This is a genomic window from Rhizobium acidisoli (assembly GCF_002531755.2).
GTDB lineage: Bacteria > Pseudomonadota > Alphaproteobacteria > Rhizobiales > Rhizobiaceae > Rhizobium > Rhizobium acidisoli.
In genome coordinates this window covers 78871-97661 of the sequence record NZ_CP035001.1, presented here as the reverse complement: position 1 = coordinate 97661, position 18791 = coordinate 78871, and the positions used below count along the sequence as shown (strand labels likewise).

Below are 18791 nucleotides of genomic sequence, written 5' to 3'. Positions count from 1 at the left end.
GCGTCTCGCTCCGTCGCATCTCCTCAGAAAAAAGTTTTGATCTCCGGCTCTGTGAGTTAGACATCACAAATCCAAAAGCGCGCGTTCGGCTTCGAGCGTCAATTCCCGGAGTTGCATCATGAAAATCGCTCCGCAGCAGCGGATCTATGTCTGCTTCTTTCTCTTCGCCGTGTCGCTGGGGGCGCTGTTGTCGAGGATGCCGGATTTGCAGGTTGCGCTTGGCGTCGACAAGTCGGAGCTTGGGTTGACGTTGATCGGGGCTGCGATCGGCGCCTTGATTTCGTTGACTTTGTCTTCGCCTGTGATCGCCCGCCTTGGCGCGCGGACAACGGCATTCATTACTGTTCTCGGCACGTCTGCGTTGCTGTCGCTGGTGCCGTGGATCGGTGCGGCGCCGGTCGTGTTCTGTGTGCTTTTCGTCGAGGGGTTGCTCGCCGGGGCGCTGGAGATCAATCTCAATGTCGAGATTGATCGCATCGAAGCACAGTTAGGACGCGGCGTGATGAACAGGGCGCATGGTTTCTGGAGCCTCGGCTTCTTCGTCACGGCGCTTGTCTCCTCAGTCGTCCGCCAAGCCGGTATTTCGATGCAACTCCATCTCGCCGTGACCTTTGTCGCGGTGCTTGTGCTCGGCGTCTGGGCGATTTCAGGCATGCGCAATGCGCCCGCGCGAACCCCGTTGAATGAAGGCAAGGCGCCACTGGTGGCGCTTCCCACCCGGAGCCTTATGCCACTCTGCGTGATCGGCATCGCGGCCTTTCTCGTCGAAGGTGCCGGGATCGACTGGTCGGCGATCTATATGCGCGACGTGTTTTCAGTCGAGCCGTTTATTGGCGGACTAGGATTGACGCTCTTTACTTTCTGCATGGCACTGGCGCGCCTGTTCGTCGATCCGCTGGTCGATCGGTTTGGCCCGCGGGCCATCGCCACGATGCTGCTTGTCCTTTCGGCGATCGGCATTTGCGCCGTCTGGGGCGCTCCGCATGCCTATGTGGCACTGGCGGGCTTTGCCTTGATGGGCGCCGGCTGCAGCGCGGTCTATCCTCTCGCCGTCTCGGCGGCGGCCCAGCGCACAGATCGCGCGGCGCATCTCAACGTCGCCGCCCTTGGCCAGATGACCTTCGTCGTCTTCTTCCTGGCGCCGCCGCTGCTCGGTTTCATTGCCGAACATGCGGGCATCAGGACATCCTATCTCGTCTGCCTTCCGTTGATCATCTACGCGCTCTTTTCGGTCAAGGTGCTTGCTCAGCGCCGGGCGGCCTGCGACGGCAGAGTTGCGAGCGTTCGGAGCGTCAACGGGTGATCGATCGAGCTGGCTGTTTCGGCGGCTCGATTGGTTCGGCGAATTGTATAGGTTTTAGGCCGCCGGCGTCGCAGATCCGACAGTCCGCCGGCTGCCCATGCTAGATGATCATCGCGTCGAGCGGGAGCGCGAACACGGTTGCCAACAAAGGTCGATCATCATGACGAGCGTGCGTATCCAGGATAACGTCCTCGTAGCCGTCATGATCGCCTGCGTCGGCACGTGTTACGGATTCGGCCTCAGCCTTTTTCCTCAGATCATCCCCGACATGCGGAAAGATCTTGCCTTCGACTATTCCTTCGTCGGCACGGTCACCGGCCTGGTGCAGTTTTCCACAGTGGCATTCGCCGTGCTCGGTACCTGGCTCGTCCATCGCATCGGCGCCGCACGGACGGTGGTGGCGTCCGTGTCGCTCTGCGGGCTCTGCCTGTCGAGCATCCCCATCAGCGACAATCTCTATGTGGTTGCCGGCCTGCTGATGGTCGCCGGCGCGACTGGCGCATCGACTTTCGTGCCGATGATCAATCTTGCCTCGCGGGTGGTAAGAGCAGAACAGCGCGGCTTTGCCATGAGCCTGATCTCCAGCGCCCCGGCCTTTGGCGTCCTCATCAACAGCGCACTCGTGGCGGCATACGCCGGAAGCGGTCACTGGCAGATGGTCTGGTTCCTCACAGGCGCGGCCACGATCGCACTGGCCGTTGTCACCCACATTCTCTTCGGGCGGGCCGGCCTCTTCGACAGCGGGACAAGTCACGAAACGCTGGCGCCAACTGCCGGCGGTTCAGCAAGCCTGCGCTCCATCATGCCATGGGTGATGCTGATTTTCGCGCTCGGCTTCATCAACGGCCTGATGCCATATCCCTATCTCACCTATCTCTCGCCGTTTCTGCGCGAGGAGCTCGGCTACTCCGTCGGCTTTGCCTCATGGCTCTGGGCAACGATCGGGGCGGTGGGGATCGGCGCAGGCTTCGCCATTGGCACAATATCGTCGCGTCTCGGATCGCGCTATGCCATGCTGACCTGTTACTCAAGCTTCCTCGCCGCCGGCGCCCTCGTCGTCCTCGATCCCTCGATGGAACTCTCGATTCTGTCCGGCATCTTCTTTTCGCTGGGCTTTTATCCGATCTATGGCTTGCTGCCGGCCTACGTCTCACATCGCGCCACGCCCCGCGTCGCGGTGACTGTCTTGGGCATCTGCACCGTGTTCCAAGGCATCGGCGGCACGACAGGGAACTTCTTTGGCGGCGTGATCAAGACATCGACTGAGAGTTTCAGCGGCATCTATCTCGCCGTCGCAGTTACGGCCGCCGTCGCCGCGGCGATGACGATCTCGCTGCCGAAGGACCGGAGTGCGCAGGCCGTGTAGCGTCTGCGGCGCCAGGCTATGGTTCTTGCCGAAATACTCGTCGGACCTAAATCCGATTGAGCGGAGTGGGAAAGGTGACATCGTGTTTGGAGAAGAGCCTGAAAACCAGTCCGGGAAGGACAGACAACGATCATGACGCGCTCGCGCCGCCCCTCATTGCCATTCCTCAACGAGTCCAATGCAACGCTGCAGTCTCGTCCGATCCGCAAGCGCGATCCCAACCAGCCAAGCCTTCCGTTCGATCCAATGCCGGCAAGGGTCGAGCCATGCCTCGCATTGCTGAAGCGCAGCGTGCCGATCGGGCCGGATTGGCTCTACGAGGCGAAGTGGGATGGCTACCGGCTAGCGATCCACATCGAGCCGAAGGGCGTTCGTGTCATCACCCGCGGCGGCCATGACTGGACGCATCGTTTTCCCGCCATCGCCGCTGCGGCCAAAGAACTCGGTGTGACCACCGCCATACTGGACGGGGAAGCCGTGGTTATGGATGATCACGGCCGGTCGGATTTCGGCGCGCTGCAACGTTCGCTCGGCGGTCGCGGCGGCAAGCGGGCCTCGAGCGAGTCCATTCTCTACGCCTTCGACCTTTTGTATCTTGACGGGCATGACCTCACCGGCACCGAGCTTGCCGTACGCCGGCACCTTCTTGAAGACCTGATACCGGAAGGCAATCGGACGATCCGCTTTTCCGAAGAAATAGACCTGCCGGCCGAGGACCTCCTCGAGCACGCCTGCCACCATCATATGGAAGGCATCATCGCCAAACATCGCGACCGGCCCTACAGCAGTGGCCGCACGGGCGACTGGCTGAAGATCAAGTGCGTTGAGAGCGAGAGTTTCATGATCGTCGGTTACGAACAATCGGCATCCGCCCGCGGCGGCATCGGCAGTCTGCTGCTCGCCGGCAAGAAGGGTTTCGACTGGATTTCCGTGGGATCGGTCGGAACTGGTTTCAGCGCCAGCGAAGCCGAGCACCTGAAAAAGACGCTCGACCGGTTGAAAACGAGCCGGCCGGCCGTCCCCCTGAAGGGCAAACGCTACGTCTTCGTGCAGCCGACCCTCATCGCCGAGATCGAGTTCCGTGGCTGGACGGATGACGGCAGTCTCCGCCATGCGTCGTATAAGGGGCTGCGCGAAGTTCAGGACAATGCGGCCGTATTCGATATGACCGGCCTCGGCGGTTGAGGTCGGCGATCGTCAGGTTTTCAGCTGCCGTCGGAGAGTCTCTCCAGAAGAAGCCCAAGCGTGGGCCGCCATTCGAAGATCTCGACGCTGGCGTAAACACCGGAGCGGACGAAGGGGTCTCCTGTGTTGAACGCCTCGAACTCGGCGAGCGTCTCGACCTCTGCGATCACGAGGGCGGTTGAACCCCTGCCCTCCACCGGCGGCGCGGAAGGGCCGGAAAGCAGGATGCGGATCGCTGCGCCTTGCAGATAGGCCTTGTGTTCCTCCAGCAATCGCGAGCGTTCTGCGGCCTTGCCGGGGTCGGATACCGCATGGCGGGCAACGATCATTGTCCGTCCTCGATCGGTGTCAGCACGAAATCGAAATCGGAGCGCCAGATGGTCGGACGATCTATGCGCTCGAAAGGCGCGACAAGGCTGTGTTTTACGCCAAACACCGTATCGGATTCCAGATAGGGATCGTCGCCGACGAAAGTGTGGGTTACGAGCTTCTGATGACCCGGAGCCGTGATCAGGTAATGGGTGTGGGCGGGACGATAGGGATGGCGGCCGAGGGATGCCAGCATCTGGCCGACCGGGCCGTCATCCGGGATCGGATAGGAGACCGGCTTGATGCCGAGGAAACTATAGGCGCCATCGGCGCCGGTGACGAAGATGCCCCGGTTGTTCCATTTCGGCTGGATATCCGGCTGTTGGACGTCGTAGAAACCATCGGCATTATCCGACCAGACATCGATCCGTGCTCCCTCGATCGGATTGCCGTTAAGATTGAGCACCCGCCCGATGAACAGACAACTCTCGCCCTTGCCGTCGAGCGAGATGTTTTCACCCATCTGCCGTATGGGCGCCCCTTCGACATGGAACGGCCCGAACACGGTATTCTCTGTCGCGTCCGGCGGACGGCGGTTGTTGATGGCATCCACCAGCATCGACAAACCAAGCGTATCGCTGAGCAGGATGAACTCCTGTCGCTCGTCATGACAGAGATGGCCGGTTCGGGTCAGGAAGCCGATGGCCAACGCCCATTCCTCCTGGCTCAGGCTGATATCCCTGGCAAAAGCATGCAGATGCTTGACCAGCGACGCCATGATTTCGGCCAGGCGCGGATTGATGTCCCGCCCCATGCGCGCGTTGACGGCTTCCACGGATCTCTCTTCGCTGAAATATTCAGGCACGTGGCCATCCTCCTGAGGCGTTAACGCGGCCGCGCGCCCTCCCAGGCGCTCTGCAACAAAACCCGGATCGCTTTTCCTTCGATCGGACGCGGGTTCCAATGGGGATTCCGAGCGGCGATTTCGGCCGCGCGGTCCAGATCGGCCTCCTTCATGCCAAGATCTCGCAGCGCCAGGGGGGCGCCGATCGAAGCGGCAAAATCATAAAGACCGCGGCCGAGCGAGCCGCCGAAAAGCTCGGCGGCAGGCCTTAGCGCATCCGTCGCGGCTGCGGCGTTATAGTCGGCGGAATGGGGAAGAACGACCGCATGGGTTTCGGCATGCGGCAGATCGAAGCTGCCGCCCAGCGTGTGGCAAAGCTTGTGATGCAGGGCCATCCCGACCGTTCCGAGCACCGTGCCGCATAGCCAGGACCCGTAAAGCGCTTCGCTTCGCGCTTCGATATCCCGAGGGGCTTGGACGATCTGAGGCAGAGCGTGCTTCAGCGCCCGCAGGCCTTCGACCGCCATCATCGACGAAATCGGATTGCGGTCCTCTGCGTAGAGGCCTTCGACGGCATGTGCCATTGCATTGAGCCCGCTGCTGACGCTGATCTCGACCGGCAGGCCCAATGTCAATTCAGGATCGTAGATCACCACCTCGGGCAGGATGCCGGGCCCGCGAACCGTGCTCTTCTGGCCGTTCTCCGTCTGGCCGAGGATCGGTGTGACCTCCGACCCGGCATAGGTCGTCGCCACCACGATTTGCGGCGCATCGTTGCGATAGGCGATTGCCTTGCTGAGCCCGATCGTCGATCCGCCGCCGATCGCGACGACACAATCGGCGCCGGCTTGGCTGTATCTAGCCATCGCACGTTCGGTCACATTGACCGGCGTATGCATCGCCGCCTCGTTAAACAGTCCCGCCGCGATCGGGCCGAGGGAAGCAGCGATACGTTCTGCCTCTTGCTTCTGGTGTGGGGTCGAAAGGATCAGAGCGCGTTTGCCTCCCTGCCGTGCAACCGCCTCGGCGAGACGGCTCAGTGAGCCGCTCCCGAAGATGATCTCAGCCGCGCTGGCCGTATATCTGAAAGGTGCGACCATGCTATCGATCGAGCTTGAACAGTGAAACCGCATTGGTGCGACCGATCTTCAGCCGGTCGGCTTCGGAAATGGTGGCGCTGTCGAACCAGTTTGCAGCATGGTCGATGTTTTCGAATGGCCAGTCTGTCGAAAACAGAATTCTGTCCGCGCCGATTTCCAGCATAGCATCGATCAGCGATTGCGTGCGGAAATTCCCCGACGTCGTGATGTAGAAATTCTCGTTGAAATAATCGGCAATCGGACGTTTGGCCGGATAGTTCTTTTCTACCTTGACCCAGGCATTCCGGTTGTCGATACGCCACATCATGAACGGCAGCCCCTCGCCCATGTGGCCGACGATGATCCGCAAAGCCGGATGTTCGTCGAACAGACCGGATCCCATCAGGCGCAGCGCATGAACGGCGGTTTCCTGCGCGAACGCCCATGTCGGACCCATCAGCCAGGAGTGGCCGGCATAGATGCGGCTATCCTGCGGCAGCGGGTTGCGCGGATGCAGATAGAAGGGAACGTTGAGTTTTTCGACTTCGGCCCAGAACGGGCGGTATTGCTGCAGGTCGTAATAGAGCGGCGTCGTTCCGTCGCTCTCCTGCGAGAAGCCGTTGACCAGTGCGCCGACGAAGCCCAGCGTCGTTACACAGCGCTGCAGTTCCTGCGTTGCCGTATCCGGATCCTGCAGGGGCAAAGCGGCAAATCCCAGAAAACGGTTGGGGTTCTTGACGCATTGCTCCGCCAGAAAGTCGTTGGCGCGCCGGGAAACCTCCAGGGCCTTGGCCTTGTCCGGGATCGCCTGCACGGCCGGGGCGTTCAGCGACAGGATCATTTTTTCGACGCCGTGGGCATCCATCAGCCGCAAACGCTTATCCTGGATATCGAGAAGCCGGGCGGACAGTTCCGTCCAGTAGTCGCCCGGCACGAATCCGGCCGAATCCTGCAGCGTCTCGGGAATGGCGAAATGTTCTTCAAGCGCGATCTTGCCTTGCACGATATGCTCTCTTTCCTGTCTTTCGAAACGATGAGGGTGGCGGGTCAGAATTGTCCCTTGGGCGGAAGGCCGAGCAACTGCTGGCCGACCATGGTACCGACGGCATCCCAGTTCATGGAAATGTGGCGCCCGACGGCATTTGCGTCGCGCCAGGCGCGCTGAACCGGGTTGGACATCTGCAGGCCGAGGCCGCCTGTCGATGCATTGAGTGCCTCCACGGCCCGAAGCGCCAGGCTGACCGCAAAGGATTGGCTGCGGCGGGCGAGAATCCGATCTTCCTCGGTGATTTCTGCGGCGCCATCCTCGCGGGCCTGGGCCAATTGCTGCGCCCGGGCAATATCGCGCAGAAGGATTTCGCGGGCGGCGTCGACCGATGCGGAGGCTTCCGCCACGCGAAGCTGGATCGTCGGAAACTCCGCGATCTTGTTGTTGCCACCGGCAACCGCACCCCGTGTCACGCGGGTCCCGATGTGGCCGATATAGCTGTCGAGTGCGCCCTTCGCCCCACCGACGGCGGCGCTGCCGAGGCAGAAGGGAATGCCCATGAGGAGCGGAATGTTGAAAAGGCCGATGCCCTTGTAGCCACGCCCGCCGGGCGTTCTGCCGGAGGTCGCATCAGCAAAGCTCAGCATGCGGTATTCCGGAACGAAGACCTCTTCGAGGATCAGGCTCTTCGAGCCGGTGCCGGCGAGGCCGACCACATCCCAGGTCTCGGCAATGGTGTAATCGCCGGCGGGAACCAGAAGGAACGCCGGCACCGGACGCTCCCCCTCGCCTTTCGGCGGAATGATCGCCGCACAGAGCGCCCATCCTGCATTTTCGCATCCGCTGGCAAAGGCCCAGTCGCCGGATAGCCGAAAACCACCCTCGACGCGTTCAGCCATGCGGACCGGCGCATAGGAACCGCAGAGCAGCGCATCCGGATTGCCGCCCCACACCTCCTGCTGAACCCGTTCGTCGAACATGGCGAGCAGCCATTGATGCGCGGAAAGCAGGCCGGCCACCCAGCCGGTGGAGGCACAGGCCGACGACAGTTCGATATTGGCATCGACAAGCTCGGCAAACGATCCTTCGGCGCCGCCGAAACGGGCGGGCTTGACGATATCGAAATAGCCGGCCGAGCGCAGCAGATCGATATTGCGCGCCGGCACGCGGCCCAATTTTTCCGTATCGCGCGCACCGGCACGGATTTCGTCCAGTACCGGGACGATGCGATCGGCAAGACATGCGGTCTCGACCCGCGCCGAGGCGGGAAAAAGGGCGGCTGTATTGTTCATGGAACGACCTTCAGTTCTGGGATGCGGGAAGCGCGTGCAGTGGCGCGCAATATTTCGAGTTCTCGTACATCAGCGCGACGGTGTCTTGGGAAAGACGAGTATCCACCACCTGCCCGATGAAGATCGTGTGCGTGCCATAGGGAACGACGCCCATGCGGCGGCAGACGACCGAGGCATGAGCCGAGCCCAGCACCATCATGCCGCGCTCATGGCGAACCCAATCGGCAGCGTCGAAACGGCGCTCGGGCGCAATCTTGCCGCTGAAACCTTCCGACACGGCGGCTTGCCTGTCGGTCAGAATGCTGACCGCGAATTCCGGCACTTCAAGCAGCATGTCATGCAGGTAGGTGCGATTGTTCAGGCAGATGAGAAGAGAGGGAGGATCCATCGAAAGCGATGTGACGGCCGTTGCCGTCATTCCATGATCCGCACCGTTGCGGCAGGCGGAAATGACCGTCACCGTCGCCGGGAAACGGCGCATGGTCGATCGAAACGCATCGCTGATCGGTGCGGGGGCCGGCGCTATACCGAGGGCAGCAGTGGCAGACATGATTTCCTCCCGTGTTTCCTCATCTTCAAATTATTGCATTCGCAACTGTTGTCAACGCAAATTTAGGAATCAAGCGGGAAAACGTTCGATCTACCCAGCCAATTGTTGGCGGCTGAAAGCCAATCGTGTTGTCATCCCGGTCATTTGGGTGCATGTCGGAGAGAACGACCAGCGAGCCCCGAATCCCGCCAGCAGACAGAGATATGTACAAACTTACCGATTCCGTTCCGTATCTTCTCAATCGCGCCGGCGTGCGGATAGCCGAGGTATTCTCGCAGAGAATTGCCGAAGACGATCTCAGCGTGGCGATGTACCGGGTTCTGGCCATGCTGAAGGAGCGCCGGGAGAGCACGCTTGGGGATCTCGCCGACGTCGTCTCTGTCGAGATTTCGACGCTTTCGCGCCTGGTCGGCACATTGGCCAAGCGCAAGCTGGTGTCGAGAACACGTCCGGAAGACAACGGCCGTATCGTCATCGTCAGGCTGACCTCGCAGGGAGAGGCGCTGACGGAAAGGCTCATGCCGCTTGCCGTGGAGCTTGAACGCACCGCGGTTCAGGGCATGTCGGCCGAGGAGGTCGCAGCCCTGAAGAATGCGCTGCGCCGCATGCACAGCAACCTGCCGGCAATATCCGCAAAGGGAAAAGCTGCAGGCTGAAAAGTTTGCAGTTGCAAATATTTTATTCGCAAGTATTTAATAGCGTGTCATCGTTGTCTTGACATCGCCCGCTCGCGGGTGAGTCTGGCGCTGGGAGGAACCACGCCGGCAATGATCCAGGAGGATTTGTACATGGATCGATGCGGATCCTGCCGTTGGCAGGAGCGTACTTCCTGTACTCAATGTATGGGGAGGGAAAATTGGCCATACAAGATCTCGCTATTTTCAACGAACGCGTTCGCAACCCGAATATCATCATCGCTCTTTGCGGCCTGCTGATCCTGTTCGACGGTTATGACCTGATCGTTTACGGCGCAGTCGCGCCGGCGCTGCTCGGTGAAGCAAGCTGGGGCCTGACGCCCGGCATGGTCGGACGAGCTGCTTCCATCACCCTGTTCGGCATGCTGCTCGGCGCTCTCGTCGCGGGAACACTCGCTGACAGGATAGGCCGTCGCAAGGTCATCATAGGCAGTCTGCTGAGCTTCTCCGTGATGATGATCGGCAGCGGTCTTGCACCGAACTTTCTCGTTTTCGAGGCAACACGCTTTCTCGCCGGCCTGGGCCTTGGCGCTCTTTTTCCGACGGTAACCGCATTGATCATCGAGTTTTCCCCGCCGAAGCGGAAGGCGCTGGCCTATTCGATCGCGCTTCTCGGTTATCTCGCCGGCGGCATCATTTCGGGCATCCTCGGAATGTTGCTGATACAGAAATACGGATGGCGTCCGCTGATGATCATCGGCGGCGCACCGATCCTGCTTCTGCCTTTCTTCATCCGCCTCATCCCTGAATCGCCCGAATGGCTGGCAACGAAGAACCGCCAGAGCGAAGCCAACCAGATCGCAGACCAATATGGGCTGCCCAATCCCGTAGCCAGGCCTATTGTGCAGGTCGGCATCCGGTCGCTGTTTTCCGAAGGCCGCCTGCTGCCGACCTTGAACGCATGGGGCATCCACTTCTGTTCGCTGCTGCTGACATTCGGCATGGTCAACTGGCTTCCAACCATCATGAACAAGATGGGCTATGACCTCGGTTCCGCCCTCCTCTTCTCGGTAACCCTCAATCTCGGAGCCGCAGTCGGCCTATTGATCGGCGCAAGGATTGCCGACCGCGGCAATGTCAAGATTGTCGTCGCAGGCATGTTCCTGCTCGGAGCCTGCTCGATCTGGCTGCTGACGCAAGTGGATCAGGGCCTGCAGGTCTACGGCCTCGTCGCACTTGCGGGTACGGGAACGATCGGCACGCAAATCCTCGCCAATATTCTCGTTGGAAACCTCTATCCGGTCGAGATCCGTGGAACCGGCCTCGGCTTCTCACTCGGCATCGGCCGTATCGGCGGCATGATCGGACCGGCCATCGGCGGTGGTGTTCTGGGTGCAGGCCTTGCTCCGCAGTGGAATTTCTACATCTTCGCATCTGTCGGAGCTGTAGGATGCGTCCTTGCGCTCATGACATTGCTCTATCGCAAAAAAAGCTGACTGATGGCCGGATTGCCGGCAGGCATGACAGAGCCTGCCGGCAATGCAGATTTCGTGTACCCAGTTCCACTCGGGAGCGGGTCGCTCAAAGCGCCGCTTCAGCAGCACCGGGTACATTCATCTCGACGGCGCGCACTGAAACAAATATGCTGAACGGCGTAATTCAGTATAATTGAATGCTCGAAATATCGAAATCGCTGGAAGTACTTGCCTGATTTCAGTATCGGACGTCTTTAAACCTTAAGGCGCAATCCCTACGTCCTCCATCGTCATGTCTATCAAGGCGACACCGATGTGAGACCATAACGACCGCACCGTTCCTCGGTGGGGACGAGGGACCCGCGGTCATTTTCCCAGACAATAAGCAGCCCCAACGTCCGACACGCTCTCAGCGCGTCGCAGGCTTAGGCACGCAATCTCCCCATTTTATCAATCATTACCAATCGGGTGGCCGTCCGGTGGACGAACCCGTGCGCCCATAGGAAAGAAAAGATGGAAACCCTACAATATCTGAGCCCGATGGGATGGAAGGCGATCGAAATCGCCGTCACGCTCATCGTGCTGGCAATCCTGTTCCGGTGGAGCGGCGTGATCCGTTATATCCCCAACGACAGGCTCGGCATTCTCGAAAAGCTCTGGAGTTTTCGCGGCTCCGTCGACAATGGCTTCATTGCGCTCTATGGCGAGGCCGGCTTCCAGCCGGGCGTCGTGCGCGGCGGCCTGCATTTCTTCATGCCGTTCCAGTATGCCATGCACCGCGCCAATCTCGTGACCATTCCACAGGGCCAGATTGGCTATGTCTTCGCCCGTGACGGCGAGCCGCTGCCGCCGACCCAGACGCTTGCCTCGAATGTCGATGCCGATGATTTTCAGGATGTGCGCGGCTTTCTGACAAAGGGCGGCCAGAAGGGGCCGCAGCGCAAGATCCTGCGCGAAGGCACCTATGCCATCAATCTGGCGCAGTTCATCGTGCTGACCGCACAATCGACCTATGCCGTCAACCTGAACGCGTCGGAACAAGGACTGTTTGCCGACATGTCGACGCTGATCAGCGAGCGGAACGGCTTCGAGCCCGTCGTCATTCATGACGCCGAGGACCTGATCGGCGTCGTCACCATCCATGACGGTCCGGCGCTGCCGGATGGCGAGATCATCGCGCCGACCGTTGCCAACAACCCGAAAGATCCGAACTTTCACAACAACTTCCAGGATCCGGAGAAGTTTCTCAATGCCGGCGGTTATCGCGGCCGGCAATTGCAGGTGCTTGCCGACGGCAGTTATTTCCTCAACCGTATCTTCGCCACCGTCGAACTTGTGGAGAAGACGATCATCGACGTCGGCACGGTGGGTGTGGTCGTGTCCTATACCGGCCGCCGAAGCGCTGATATCTCGGGCCAGTCCTATCGTCATGGCGAACTGGTCGAGACCGGCGCACGCGGTGTCTGGTCGACGCCGCTTCTGCCGGGAAAATATGCCTTCAACACTTATGCCGGCAACATCATCATCGTGCCGACCACCAACTTCGTGCTCAAATGGACGAAGGAACAGTTCGGCGAGCACAGGCTGGACGAGAATCTGTCCGAAGTGTCGCTGATCACCAAGGATGCGTTCGAACCGGTGCTGCCGCTCTCGGTCGTCGTGCATATCGACTACATGAAGGCGCCCCTCGTCGTGCAGCGTTTCGGCGATATCAAACGGCTGGTCGAACAGACGCTCGATCCGATGGTCTCGGCCTATTTCAAGAATATCGCCCAGACGAAGACCCTGATCGAACTGCTGCAGGAACGCAGCGAAATCCAGCGCAAATCCGGCGACGAAATGCGCGAGAAGTTCAACTCCTATAGCCTCGAACTGCAGGAAGTGCTGATCGGCACGCCGCGGGCCAGCAATGGCCAGAACAGCATCGAGCAGATACTGATTCAGCTGCGCGAGCGTCAGATCGCCGTTGAAAAGGTCGAGACCTATAAATTGCAGGAGGCGGCGGCGATCCAGGAGCGCACATTGCGCGAGAAGCAAGCGCTCGCCGAACAACAGGCCAAGATCACCACATCCGCGCTGACCATCGAGATCAGCGAGAACGAAGGCAAGGCGCAGCTCGCCCGCACCCGTCAGCAGGCAGAAACCATTCAGGTCACCGCCAAGGCAGAGGCCGAGAAAGTGCGCCTCGCCGGCCTGGGTGAGGCCGACCGGATCAAGGCGATCGCACTTGCCGATGCCGAGCGCATCAAGGCGACCGGTTTCGCCGATGCCCAGAAGGTGCGTGCCGTCGGTCTGGCGGAAGCCGAGGCGACTGAGAAGAAGGTCGCGGCCTTCGGTGGGCCGGACTATCAGCTGCACTCGCAGGTGCTCATGCGCTTCGCCGAAGCGATCGAAAATGGCAGGCTGCCGCTCGTGCCGCAGATCCAGGTCGGCGGCGCCGGCGGCGAAAAGGGCGCCGCCAATGGCCTTGTGGAAATGATGCTGTCGATGCTGGTCGCCGATCGGCTTGGACGGCCGGCTTCACCGGCTGCGGTGCCGGCGCCGATCGAGCAGCAGTGATGACGGACGGGCCGGCTTTGCCGGCCCGATTTTGCGCTTTGCGCTAATGCTTCATTCCGCCTGGTTTCACCCTGCTGGAGAATTGGTGGACGAGCATAATACCCTGCTCGAGGAGCAGCTCGGCTGCCCGCAGATCGCGCGGTGCAAGCTCCCCGGATAATCCTCGGATCGTATTGGCGATACAGATGGAATTGGCGACGAAGCGGGCGTCGCCCTCCCCTTCGGCCTCCTCGGCGGTTGCCTCCAGGGCGTCGGCGACGGTGTCGAGCAGGCTCGACCGCTCGACCAGCGTCATGTCGTTCAGGGTTTTCGATATGCCGTTCATGATTGTCTCCTCGCGCGTGCCCAAGACGGGTCGCAGCGCCGGTTGTCTCGATTGAGTGAGGCGGCTGTGACTGTCAGATGGAGATGGAAGTCTGCAGAAGCAACGCATAGCTGCCGCGCGCTTCACGCATGCGTGCAGCGAAACGGGCGGCTCAAGCAATCATTTCGCCCCGATCATTCCTGATGCTTCAGGAGGTCGGCAAGCATCGGTCGCTGCCCTTTCAACAGCTTCGTTCCCGCCTCGGCCAGGGAAAACCATCCCGCGCGGTCAACCTCCGGAAAGCTCGTCATCTGGCCTGATCTCGGCGGCCATTCCATTTGAAATTCAGAGCTTCGTATTGCATTCACGTCCAATGCCGGATCGGCTTCGATCGACCACGCGACAACGATCTTGCCGCCAGGCTGCCGATATTCGCCGAGCGGCGTCACTCTGCCGTCGATGGCCACTCCAAGCTCTTCGGCCGTCTCCCTCATCGCCGTGGCGAGTTCATCCTCATCAGGCTCGACCAATCCCTTCGGGATCGACCAGGCAGCCTCGTCTTTTCCAGCCCAGAAGGGGCCGCCCGGATGAACGAGAAGGACTTCGAGGTCGCTGGATACGCGCCGATAGATGAGAAGTCCGGCGCTCCGGAGTGCCATCGCGCTATGCCCTTGCCGCGTTCATCATGAGGCCAGGCATTCCTCGCAGATGCCGCAGCCGTCATCGTCCATCCATCGACACCGGCGTTTGCAGCAAAGGCAGACACGGCCATCGGGCTGGTCTTCTCTGTCTTCCGGAGGAATGATCTCGATCGTCGTATCGAAGAGAGTGTCAACCACAAGTTCCACCATCTCGTCGCTCCATCAAGTCTGTTCGACATGAGATAGGGGCGGCTAGCGATGTCGGCAAGTTCTTGACAAGACCGGCGGCGCAAGTTGTGGACTTTCCCCTTAAGGGCGTTCCCGTGCCGCCGGATGTGGCGCTTTCATTCGCTGGCCGGGATACGGGCGATAACCTTTATCTCGAAGTCGAAGCCAGCGAGCCAGTTGACGCCGAGCGCAGTCCAGTTCGGATAAGGCGGCTTGCTGAAAATTTCCTGCTTGACGGCAATGATGGTTGCGAACTGGTTTTCAGGGTCGGTGTGGAAGCTGGTGACATCGACGATATCATCCAGCATGCAGCCGGCTGCGCGCAGCGTCGCCTTCAAATTTTCGAAGGCCAGCCTCACCTGCCTTTCGAAATCGGGCTCGACTGTTCCATCAGGACGGCTTCCGACCTGTCCGGACACAAAAAGCAGATCACCGGACCGAATCGCGGCGGAATAGCCGTGCTTTTCGTAAAGAGCGTGCCTGTCGGCAGGAAAGATTGCTTCGCGTTGGGTCATCCTCGTCTCTCTTTATCGTTGGCAACGACCCATCAGCGTGGCGTGGCGCTTCACAGGCTTGCGCAATATTTGATATACGGTACGTATGTGTAATATCTTGCATACGTGGCGTATGTCAATACCGGATACGCCGCGTATGTGAATTTGAGAGGGCTGGATGGCAAGAACACGCAGCGAAACGATGCAGGAAAACCGCGGCAAGTTGATCGCGGCTGCACGAAAGGCTTTCGCGGAAAAGGGGTACACCGCAGCATCTATGGACGAGCTGACGGCGGACGCCGGTCTGACACGGGGCGCGCTTTACCACAATTTCGGAGATAAGCGCGGGCTGCTGGCAGCGGTTGTCGATCAGATCGATATGGAAATGGCGGCGCGCGCCAAAGAGATCGGGGCGCGAGCGGGTAACGTTTGGCAAGGTCTGCTTGCCGAGGGTGCGGCCTATATCGAGATGGCGCTCAATCCGGAAGTCCAACGCATCGTCCTGCTCGACGGGCCTGCGGTTCTTGGCGATCCCTCGCAATGGCCGAGCCAGAACACCTGTCTGCAGGTGACAAAGAGCACCGTCGAGCGCCTGATTGCACAGGGCATCCTCAAGCCGCTTGACGCGGAGGCGACGGCCCGATTGCTGAGCGGCGCGGCGTTCAATGCGGCTCTCTGGATCGCCGCCAGCGAAGATTCGCAGGGCGTGCTGCCGAAAGCGGTCGAGGCCTTTCATGCCTTGGCGGCAGGTCTGCTTTTGCAGCGTCTGTGATCTGCCGGCAGCTGGCTGAGGGTTCGTGGCAGGTCAGCGTCCAAGGCTGCCGGCGGCGGTGATGATCTCCGCCGTCGTGGGGAAGACGGAGAGGTTGTTCGGTCCGTCGAGCGCCTCGATCCGCGCCCAGCCGATCGTGCCGTTCGCATTGACCAGGTAGTGCCCGACGAGCTGGGTTGCGTGGTTCTCGAAGATCGCATGGTCGGCTTCGACAAGCTCGAAGCCGTCCTTGGCGTTGAGTATCGTGTTGGCTTCCATCGGGTGCAGCGGTTCCGGCAGTTCGCCGGTGGGGTTGATGCGTGCCGTCTGGAACTGCGCCATTGTTGTCCTATAGGGCCATTCGGGCTGCTCGCGGCTCCCATCGGGCAGGAACCCGGCATGCGGCACACCGTAGGCCCGGTGCGTGCGGCAATCCGGGTCGCACAGAAGCGTTACCGGCGTCGGCCGGTGGCGGAAATACAGCCGCGCACGTTCCACCGGTGTATTGATAACGGCGACGGTCTCCACTCCGGCGGCGTAGAGGGTCGGCTGTACCGCGGCAAGCTGTTCCAGCTGGCGCCGGCAGAACGGGCAGTGCAGTCCGCGAAAGAAGCCGATCAGGAACGGGCGGCCGCGCAAGTCGGCGAAAGAGACCGTTCCGTCGAAGTTGGCCGCGGCCAGTGCGAATCCGGGCGCGGCGTCACCAGGCTGCAGCGGGCGTTTCTGGTCACCCATGGGATAATTCCCTTGTCGTATCGTCCAGGAGGACGACCGGAATTCAACTATACCACTTGTCGCAAGAAGGCCCAGTGCTCAGCGTCTGTCACTCCTTCACCGCCCCGGTCATCGAGGACACGTAGTAATCCACGAAGAACGAGTAGAGGATGACCACCGGCAGCGAACCGAACAGGGCGCCGGCCATCAGCGCCCCCCATTCGAAGACATCGCCGCGCACCAGTTCGGTCAGCACGCCGACGGGAATGGTTTTATTCTCCGATGACTGAATGAAAGTAAGGGCATAGATGAATTCGTTCCAGGACAGCGTGAAGGCGAAGATCCCGGCCGAAATCAGCCCCGGCACGGCGAGTGGCAGGATGATCTTGGTGAGAATCTGCCATCTGTTGGCGCCATCCACCAGCGCGCTTTCCTCCAGCTCGAACGGGATCGAGCGGAAATAGCCCATCAGTAGCCAGGTGCAGAAAGGAATGAGGAAGGTCGGGTAGGTGAAGATCAGCGCCAGCCGGGAGTCGTAGATGCCCAGCTTGAAGACGATGAAGGCAAGCGGGATGAAGAGGATCGACGGCGGCACGAGATAGGCGAGGAAGATCACCAGGCCGACGGAACGCGAGCCGGTGAAGCGGACGCGCTCGATGGCATAGGCACCCAACACCGAAGCCACCAGCGAGAGGAAGGTGGAGCAGACCGCCACCAGCATCGTGTTCCACAGCCAGCCCGGATAGGATGTCTCGAGGAACAGGTATTTGATGTGCGCCAGCGTCGGCCCGACCACCCAGAACGGGCTGTAATTGCTGTAATCGGTCAGCTGTTCGTTGGGTTTCACCGCGGTGATCGCCATCCAGTAGAAGGGGAAGAGCAGAACGAAGACGAAGACGGCCATCGGCAAATAGAGCATGACGATCCGCCGCGGCAGGCGGTTCAGATAGCTCATGCCTTCGGCATTGTCGGTCACGACCTGATTGGCGGTGTTGGCCCGATCGGCTGTGTTTGAACGTGTCGACATCGTCATTCTCCTAATTCTTGGCCTTAATCTTGGCCGCCCTGCTGCCACTTGCGCCGTTGCAGGCCGAAGAAGCTGAACATGATCGCGCCGAGCAGGAAGGGCACCATGGCAACCGCTATGGCCGCACCCTCGCCAAGCTGGCCGCCGGGAATGCCGCGCTGGAACGACAGCGTCGCCATCAGATGCGTCGCGTTGACGGGGCCGCCCTTGGTCAGCACGTAGATGAGCTGGAAGTCGGTAAAGGTGAAAAGCACCGAGAAGGTCATCACGACGGCGATGATTGGCGTCAGCATCGGCAGCGTCACATAGCGGAAACGCTGCCAGCTCGTGGCGCCGTCGAGCGAGGCAGCCTCCTGCAGCGACGCCGGGATCGTCTGCAGCCCCGCAAGCAGCGAGATCGCCACGAAAGGAATGCCGCGCCAGACATTGGCGACAATGACGGATATGCGGGCATTGATCGGATCGCCGAGGAAGTTGATTGGCCCACTGATCAGCCCCAGCTTCATCAGCGACCAGGAGATGATCGAGAACTGGGAATCGTAGATCCACCAGAAGGCCAGCGCCGAAAGCACCGTCGGTACGACCCAGGGCAGCAGAACGATGGCCCGGAAGAAGGATTTGTAGGGCAGATGCTGGTTGAGCAGCATTGCCAGCCAGAGGCCCAGCGCGAATTTCAGCACCGAGGCGACGGAGGTATAGAGAATGGTGTTGAAGACCGACAGCCAGAAGACGGAGTCGTCCATCAGGAACTGGTAGTTCTCCAGCCCGATGAAGATGCCGTCGCGGCCGATCCGGGTATCGGTGAAGCCGAGCCAGACGCCGAGCCCCAGCGGATAGGTGAGAAAGCAGACAAGGAACACCGCCGCCGGCAGCATGAACAGGAAGCCGAGCACATTGTTGTTCTGCAGGAGCGAAGAGACCGGCCCACGCCTATCCCCCGAATTTGCCATCGACATTGCTTATCTCCAGATCGCATTTTGGATCTCCCGGAGGAGCTTGCGGCATGCCGAAAGGCCGGCACGCCGCGTACTTTTTTTCCGTGCATGT

General features: G+C 60.6%; 19 protein-coding genes. 7 read left to right on the top strand and 12 right to left on the bottom strand.

The genetic code is table 11. The annotated features are described in order from the left end of the window. Positions 1 to 118 precede the first annotated feature (118 nt). The 3 genes from CO657_RS29320 to ligD all read left to right on the top strand — a co-directional run bounded on the left by CO657_RS29320 (position 119) and on the right by ligD (position 3854). On the top strand, positions 119 to 1303 hold the full coding sequence (locus CO657_RS29320) for an MFS transporter (protein ID WP_054184518.1): 1185 nt from the start codon (positions 119 to 121) through the stop codon (positions 1301 to 1303). Positions 1304 to 1463: 160 nt separating this feature from the next. Then, positions 1464 to 2669 carry an MFS transporter gene (locus CO657_RS29315; protein WP_054184611.1) on the top strand — a complete coding sequence of 402 codons (1206 nt, stop codon included), beginning with the start codon at positions 1464 to 1466 and terminating at the stop codon, positions 2667 to 2669. Positions 2670 to 2801: 132 nt separating this feature from the next. Further along, complete coding sequence (gene ligD, locus CO657_RS29310) at positions 2802 to 3854, top strand: non-homologous end-joining DNA ligase (protein ID WP_054184519.1); 1053 nt, start codon at positions 2802 to 2804, stop codon at positions 3852 to 3854. 20 nt (positions 3855 to 3874) lie between these two features. Here ligD and CO657_RS29305 read toward each other — a convergent pair whose 3' ends face one another. The 6 genes from CO657_RS29305 to CO657_RS29280 are packed head-to-tail and all read right to left on the bottom strand — an operon-like array spanning position 3875 to position 8916. Then, positions 3875 to 4183: a YciI family protein gene (locus tag CO657_RS29305; RefSeq protein WP_054184520.1), complete on the bottom strand. Its 309-nt coding sequence runs from the start codon at positions 4181 to 4183 to the stop codon at positions 3875 to 3877. After that, entirely contained in the window at positions 4180 to 5028 is an 849-nt protein-coding gene (locus CO657_RS29300) for a dioxygenase family protein (RefSeq protein ID WP_054184521.1), read from the bottom strand. The genes CO657_RS29305 and CO657_RS29300 overlap by 4 nt, the downstream gene beginning before the upstream one ends. A 20-nt stretch (positions 5029 to 5048) precedes the next feature. After that, the gene (locus CO657_RS29295; protein ID WP_054184522.1) at positions 5049 to 6107 is read right to left on the bottom strand and encodes a maleylacetate reductase; all 1059 of its coding nucleotides are present in this window, start codon (positions 6105 to 6107) and stop codon (positions 5049 to 5051) included. A 1-nt stretch (position 6108) separates the two neighbouring features. Continuing rightward, the gene (tsdA, locus tag CO657_RS29290) at positions 6109 to 7089 is read right to left on the bottom strand and encodes a gamma-resorcylate decarboxylase (RefSeq protein WP_054184523.1); all 981 of its coding nucleotides are present in this window, start codon (positions 7087 to 7089) and stop codon (positions 6109 to 6111) included. A gap of 44 nt (positions 7090 to 7133) precedes the next feature. Next, positions 7134 to 8366 (bottom strand): flavin-dependent monooxygenase, encoded by a 1233-nt coding sequence (locus CO657_RS29285; protein WP_054184524.1) that lies wholly within the window; start codon positions 8364 to 8366, stop codon positions 7134 to 7136. A 10-nt stretch (positions 8367 to 8376) separates the two neighbouring features. Next, positions 8377 to 8916 (bottom strand): flavin reductase family protein, encoded by a 540-nt coding sequence (locus tag CO657_RS29280; protein WP_054184525.1) that lies wholly within the window; start codon positions 8914 to 8916, stop codon positions 8377 to 8379. A gap of 203 nt (positions 8917 to 9119) precedes the next feature. Between CO657_RS29280 and CO657_RS29275 the strand changes: the two genes are divergently transcribed. The 3 genes from CO657_RS29275 (at position 9120) to CO657_RS29265 (ending at position 13585) form a co-directional block, all read left to right on the top strand. After that, on the top strand, positions 9120 to 9572 hold the full coding sequence (locus tag CO657_RS29275; protein WP_054184526.1) for a MarR family winged helix-turn-helix transcriptional regulator: 453 nt from the start codon (positions 9120 to 9122) through the stop codon (positions 9570 to 9572). 182 nt (positions 9573 to 9754) lie between these two features. Further along, positions 9755 to 11047, top strand: coding sequence for an MFS transporter (locus CO657_RS29270; protein WP_197283912.1), 1293 nt, complete (start codon positions 9755 to 9757; stop codon positions 11045 to 11047). Between the two features lie 492 nt (positions 11048 to 11539). Then, entirely contained in the window at positions 11540 to 13585 is a 2046-nt protein-coding gene (locus CO657_RS29265) for an SPFH domain-containing protein (protein ID WP_054184528.1), read from the top strand. A 43-nt stretch (positions 13586 to 13628) separates the two neighbouring features. Here CO657_RS29265 and CO657_RS29260 read toward each other — a convergent pair whose 3' ends face one another. From CO657_RS29260 to CO657_RS29250, 3 genes are all read right to left on the bottom strand, one after another. After that, positions 13629 to 13910 carry a hypothetical protein gene (locus CO657_RS29260; RefSeq protein ID WP_054184529.1) on the bottom strand — a complete coding sequence of 94 codons (282 nt, stop codon included), beginning with the start codon at positions 13908 to 13910 and terminating at the stop codon, positions 13629 to 13631. Between the two features lie 173 nt (positions 13911 to 14083). After that, positions 14084 to 14548: an NUDIX hydrolase gene (locus CO657_RS29255; protein ID WP_054184530.1), complete on the bottom strand. Its 465-nt coding sequence runs from the start codon at positions 14546 to 14548 to the stop codon at positions 14084 to 14086. 326 nt (positions 14549 to 14874) lie between these two features. After that, complete coding sequence (locus CO657_RS29250; RefSeq protein ID WP_054184531.1) at positions 14875 to 15273, bottom strand: RidA family protein; 399 nt, start codon at positions 15271 to 15273, stop codon at positions 14875 to 14877. Positions 15274 to 15430: 157 nt separating this feature from the next. Here CO657_RS29250 and CO657_RS29245 point away from each other — a divergent pair, with 157 nt between their 5' ends. Continuing rightward, complete coding sequence (locus CO657_RS29245) at positions 15431 to 16024, top strand: TetR/AcrR family transcriptional regulator (RefSeq protein ID WP_054184532.1); 594 nt, start codon at positions 15431 to 15433, stop codon at positions 16022 to 16024. 33 nt (positions 16025 to 16057) lie between these two features. On the opposite strand, the gene CO657_RS29240 is transcribed toward CO657_RS29245, so the two are convergent. From CO657_RS29240 to CO657_RS29230, 3 genes are all read right to left on the bottom strand, one after another. After that, on the bottom strand, positions 16058 to 16738 hold the full coding sequence (locus CO657_RS29240; protein WP_054184533.1) for a redoxin domain-containing protein: 681 nt from the start codon (positions 16736 to 16738) through the stop codon (positions 16058 to 16060). Between the two features lie 88 nt (positions 16739 to 16826). Then, on the bottom strand, positions 16827 to 17744 hold the full coding sequence (locus tag CO657_RS29235) for a carbohydrate ABC transporter permease (protein WP_054184534.1): 918 nt from the start codon (positions 17742 to 17744) through the stop codon (positions 16827 to 16829). A gap of 23 nt (positions 17745 to 17767) precedes the next feature. After that, positions 17768 to 18700 carry a carbohydrate ABC transporter permease gene (locus tag CO657_RS29230; RefSeq protein WP_003574893.1) on the bottom strand — a complete coding sequence of 311 codons (933 nt, stop codon included), beginning with the start codon at positions 18698 to 18700 and terminating at the stop codon, positions 17768 to 17770. Positions 18701 to 18791: the final 91 nt, after the last annotated feature.

Coding starts and splice junctions, on each gene's coding strand:
- CO657_RS29235 (WP_054184534.1), bottom strand. CDS start 17,744: ATGTCGACACGTTCAAACACAGCCGATCGGGCCAACACCGCCAATCAG.
- CO657_RS29315 (WP_054184611.1), top strand. CDS start 1,464: ATGACGAGCGTGCGTATCCAGGATAACGTCCTCGTAGCCGTCATGATC.
- CO657_RS29230 (WP_003574893.1), bottom strand. CDS start 18,700: ATGTCGATGGCAAATTCGGGGGATAGGCGTGGGCCGGTCTCTTCGCTC.
- ligD (WP_054184519.1), top strand. CDS start 2,802: ATGACGCGCTCGCGCCGCCCCTCATTGCCATTCCTCAACGAGTCCAAT.
- CO657_RS29270 (WP_197283912.1), top strand. CDS start 9,755: ATGTATGGGGAGGGAAAATTGGCCATACAAGATCTCGCTATTTTCAAC.
- CO657_RS29280 (WP_054184525.1), bottom strand. CDS start 8,916: ATGTCTGCCACTGCTGCCCTCGGTATAGCGCCGGCCCCCGCACCGATC.
- CO657_RS29255 (WP_054184530.1), bottom strand. CDS start 14,548: ATGGCACTCCGGAGCGCCGGACTTCTCATCTATCGGCGCGTATCCAGC.
- CO657_RS29275 (WP_054184526.1), top strand. CDS start 9,120: ATGTACAAACTTACCGATTCCGTTCCGTATCTTCTCAATCGCGCCGGC.
- CO657_RS29295 (WP_054184522.1), bottom strand. CDS start 6,107: ATGGTCGCACCTTTCAGATATACGGCCAGCGCGGCTGAGATCATCTTC.
- CO657_RS29260 (WP_054184529.1), bottom strand. CDS start 13,910: ATGAACGGCATATCGAAAACCCTGAACGACATGACGCTGGTCGAGCGG.
- CO657_RS29245 (WP_054184532.1), top strand. CDS start 15,431: ATGGCAAGAACACGCAGCGAAACGATGCAGGAAAACCGCGGCAAGTTG.
- CO657_RS29285 (WP_054184524.1), bottom strand. CDS start 8,366: ATGAACAATACAGCCGCCCTTTTTCCCGCCTCGGCGCGGGTCGAGACC.
- CO657_RS29250 (WP_054184531.1), bottom strand. CDS start 15,273: ATGACCCAACGCGAAGCAATCTTTCCTGCCGACAGGCACGCTCTTTAC.
- CO657_RS29240 (WP_054184533.1), bottom strand. CDS start 16,738: ATGGGTGACCAGAAACGCCCGCTGCAGCCTGGTGACGCCGCGCCCGGA.
- CO657_RS29320 (WP_054184518.1), top strand. CDS start 119: ATGAAAATCGCTCCGCAGCAGCGGATCTATGTCTGCTTCTTTCTCTTC.
- CO657_RS29305 (WP_054184520.1), bottom strand. CDS start 4,183: ATGATCGTTGCCCGCCATGCGGTATCCGACCCCGGCAAGGCCGCAGAA.
- CO657_RS29265 (WP_054184528.1), top strand. CDS start 11,540: ATGGAAACCCTACAATATCTGAGCCCGATGGGATGGAAGGCGATCGAA.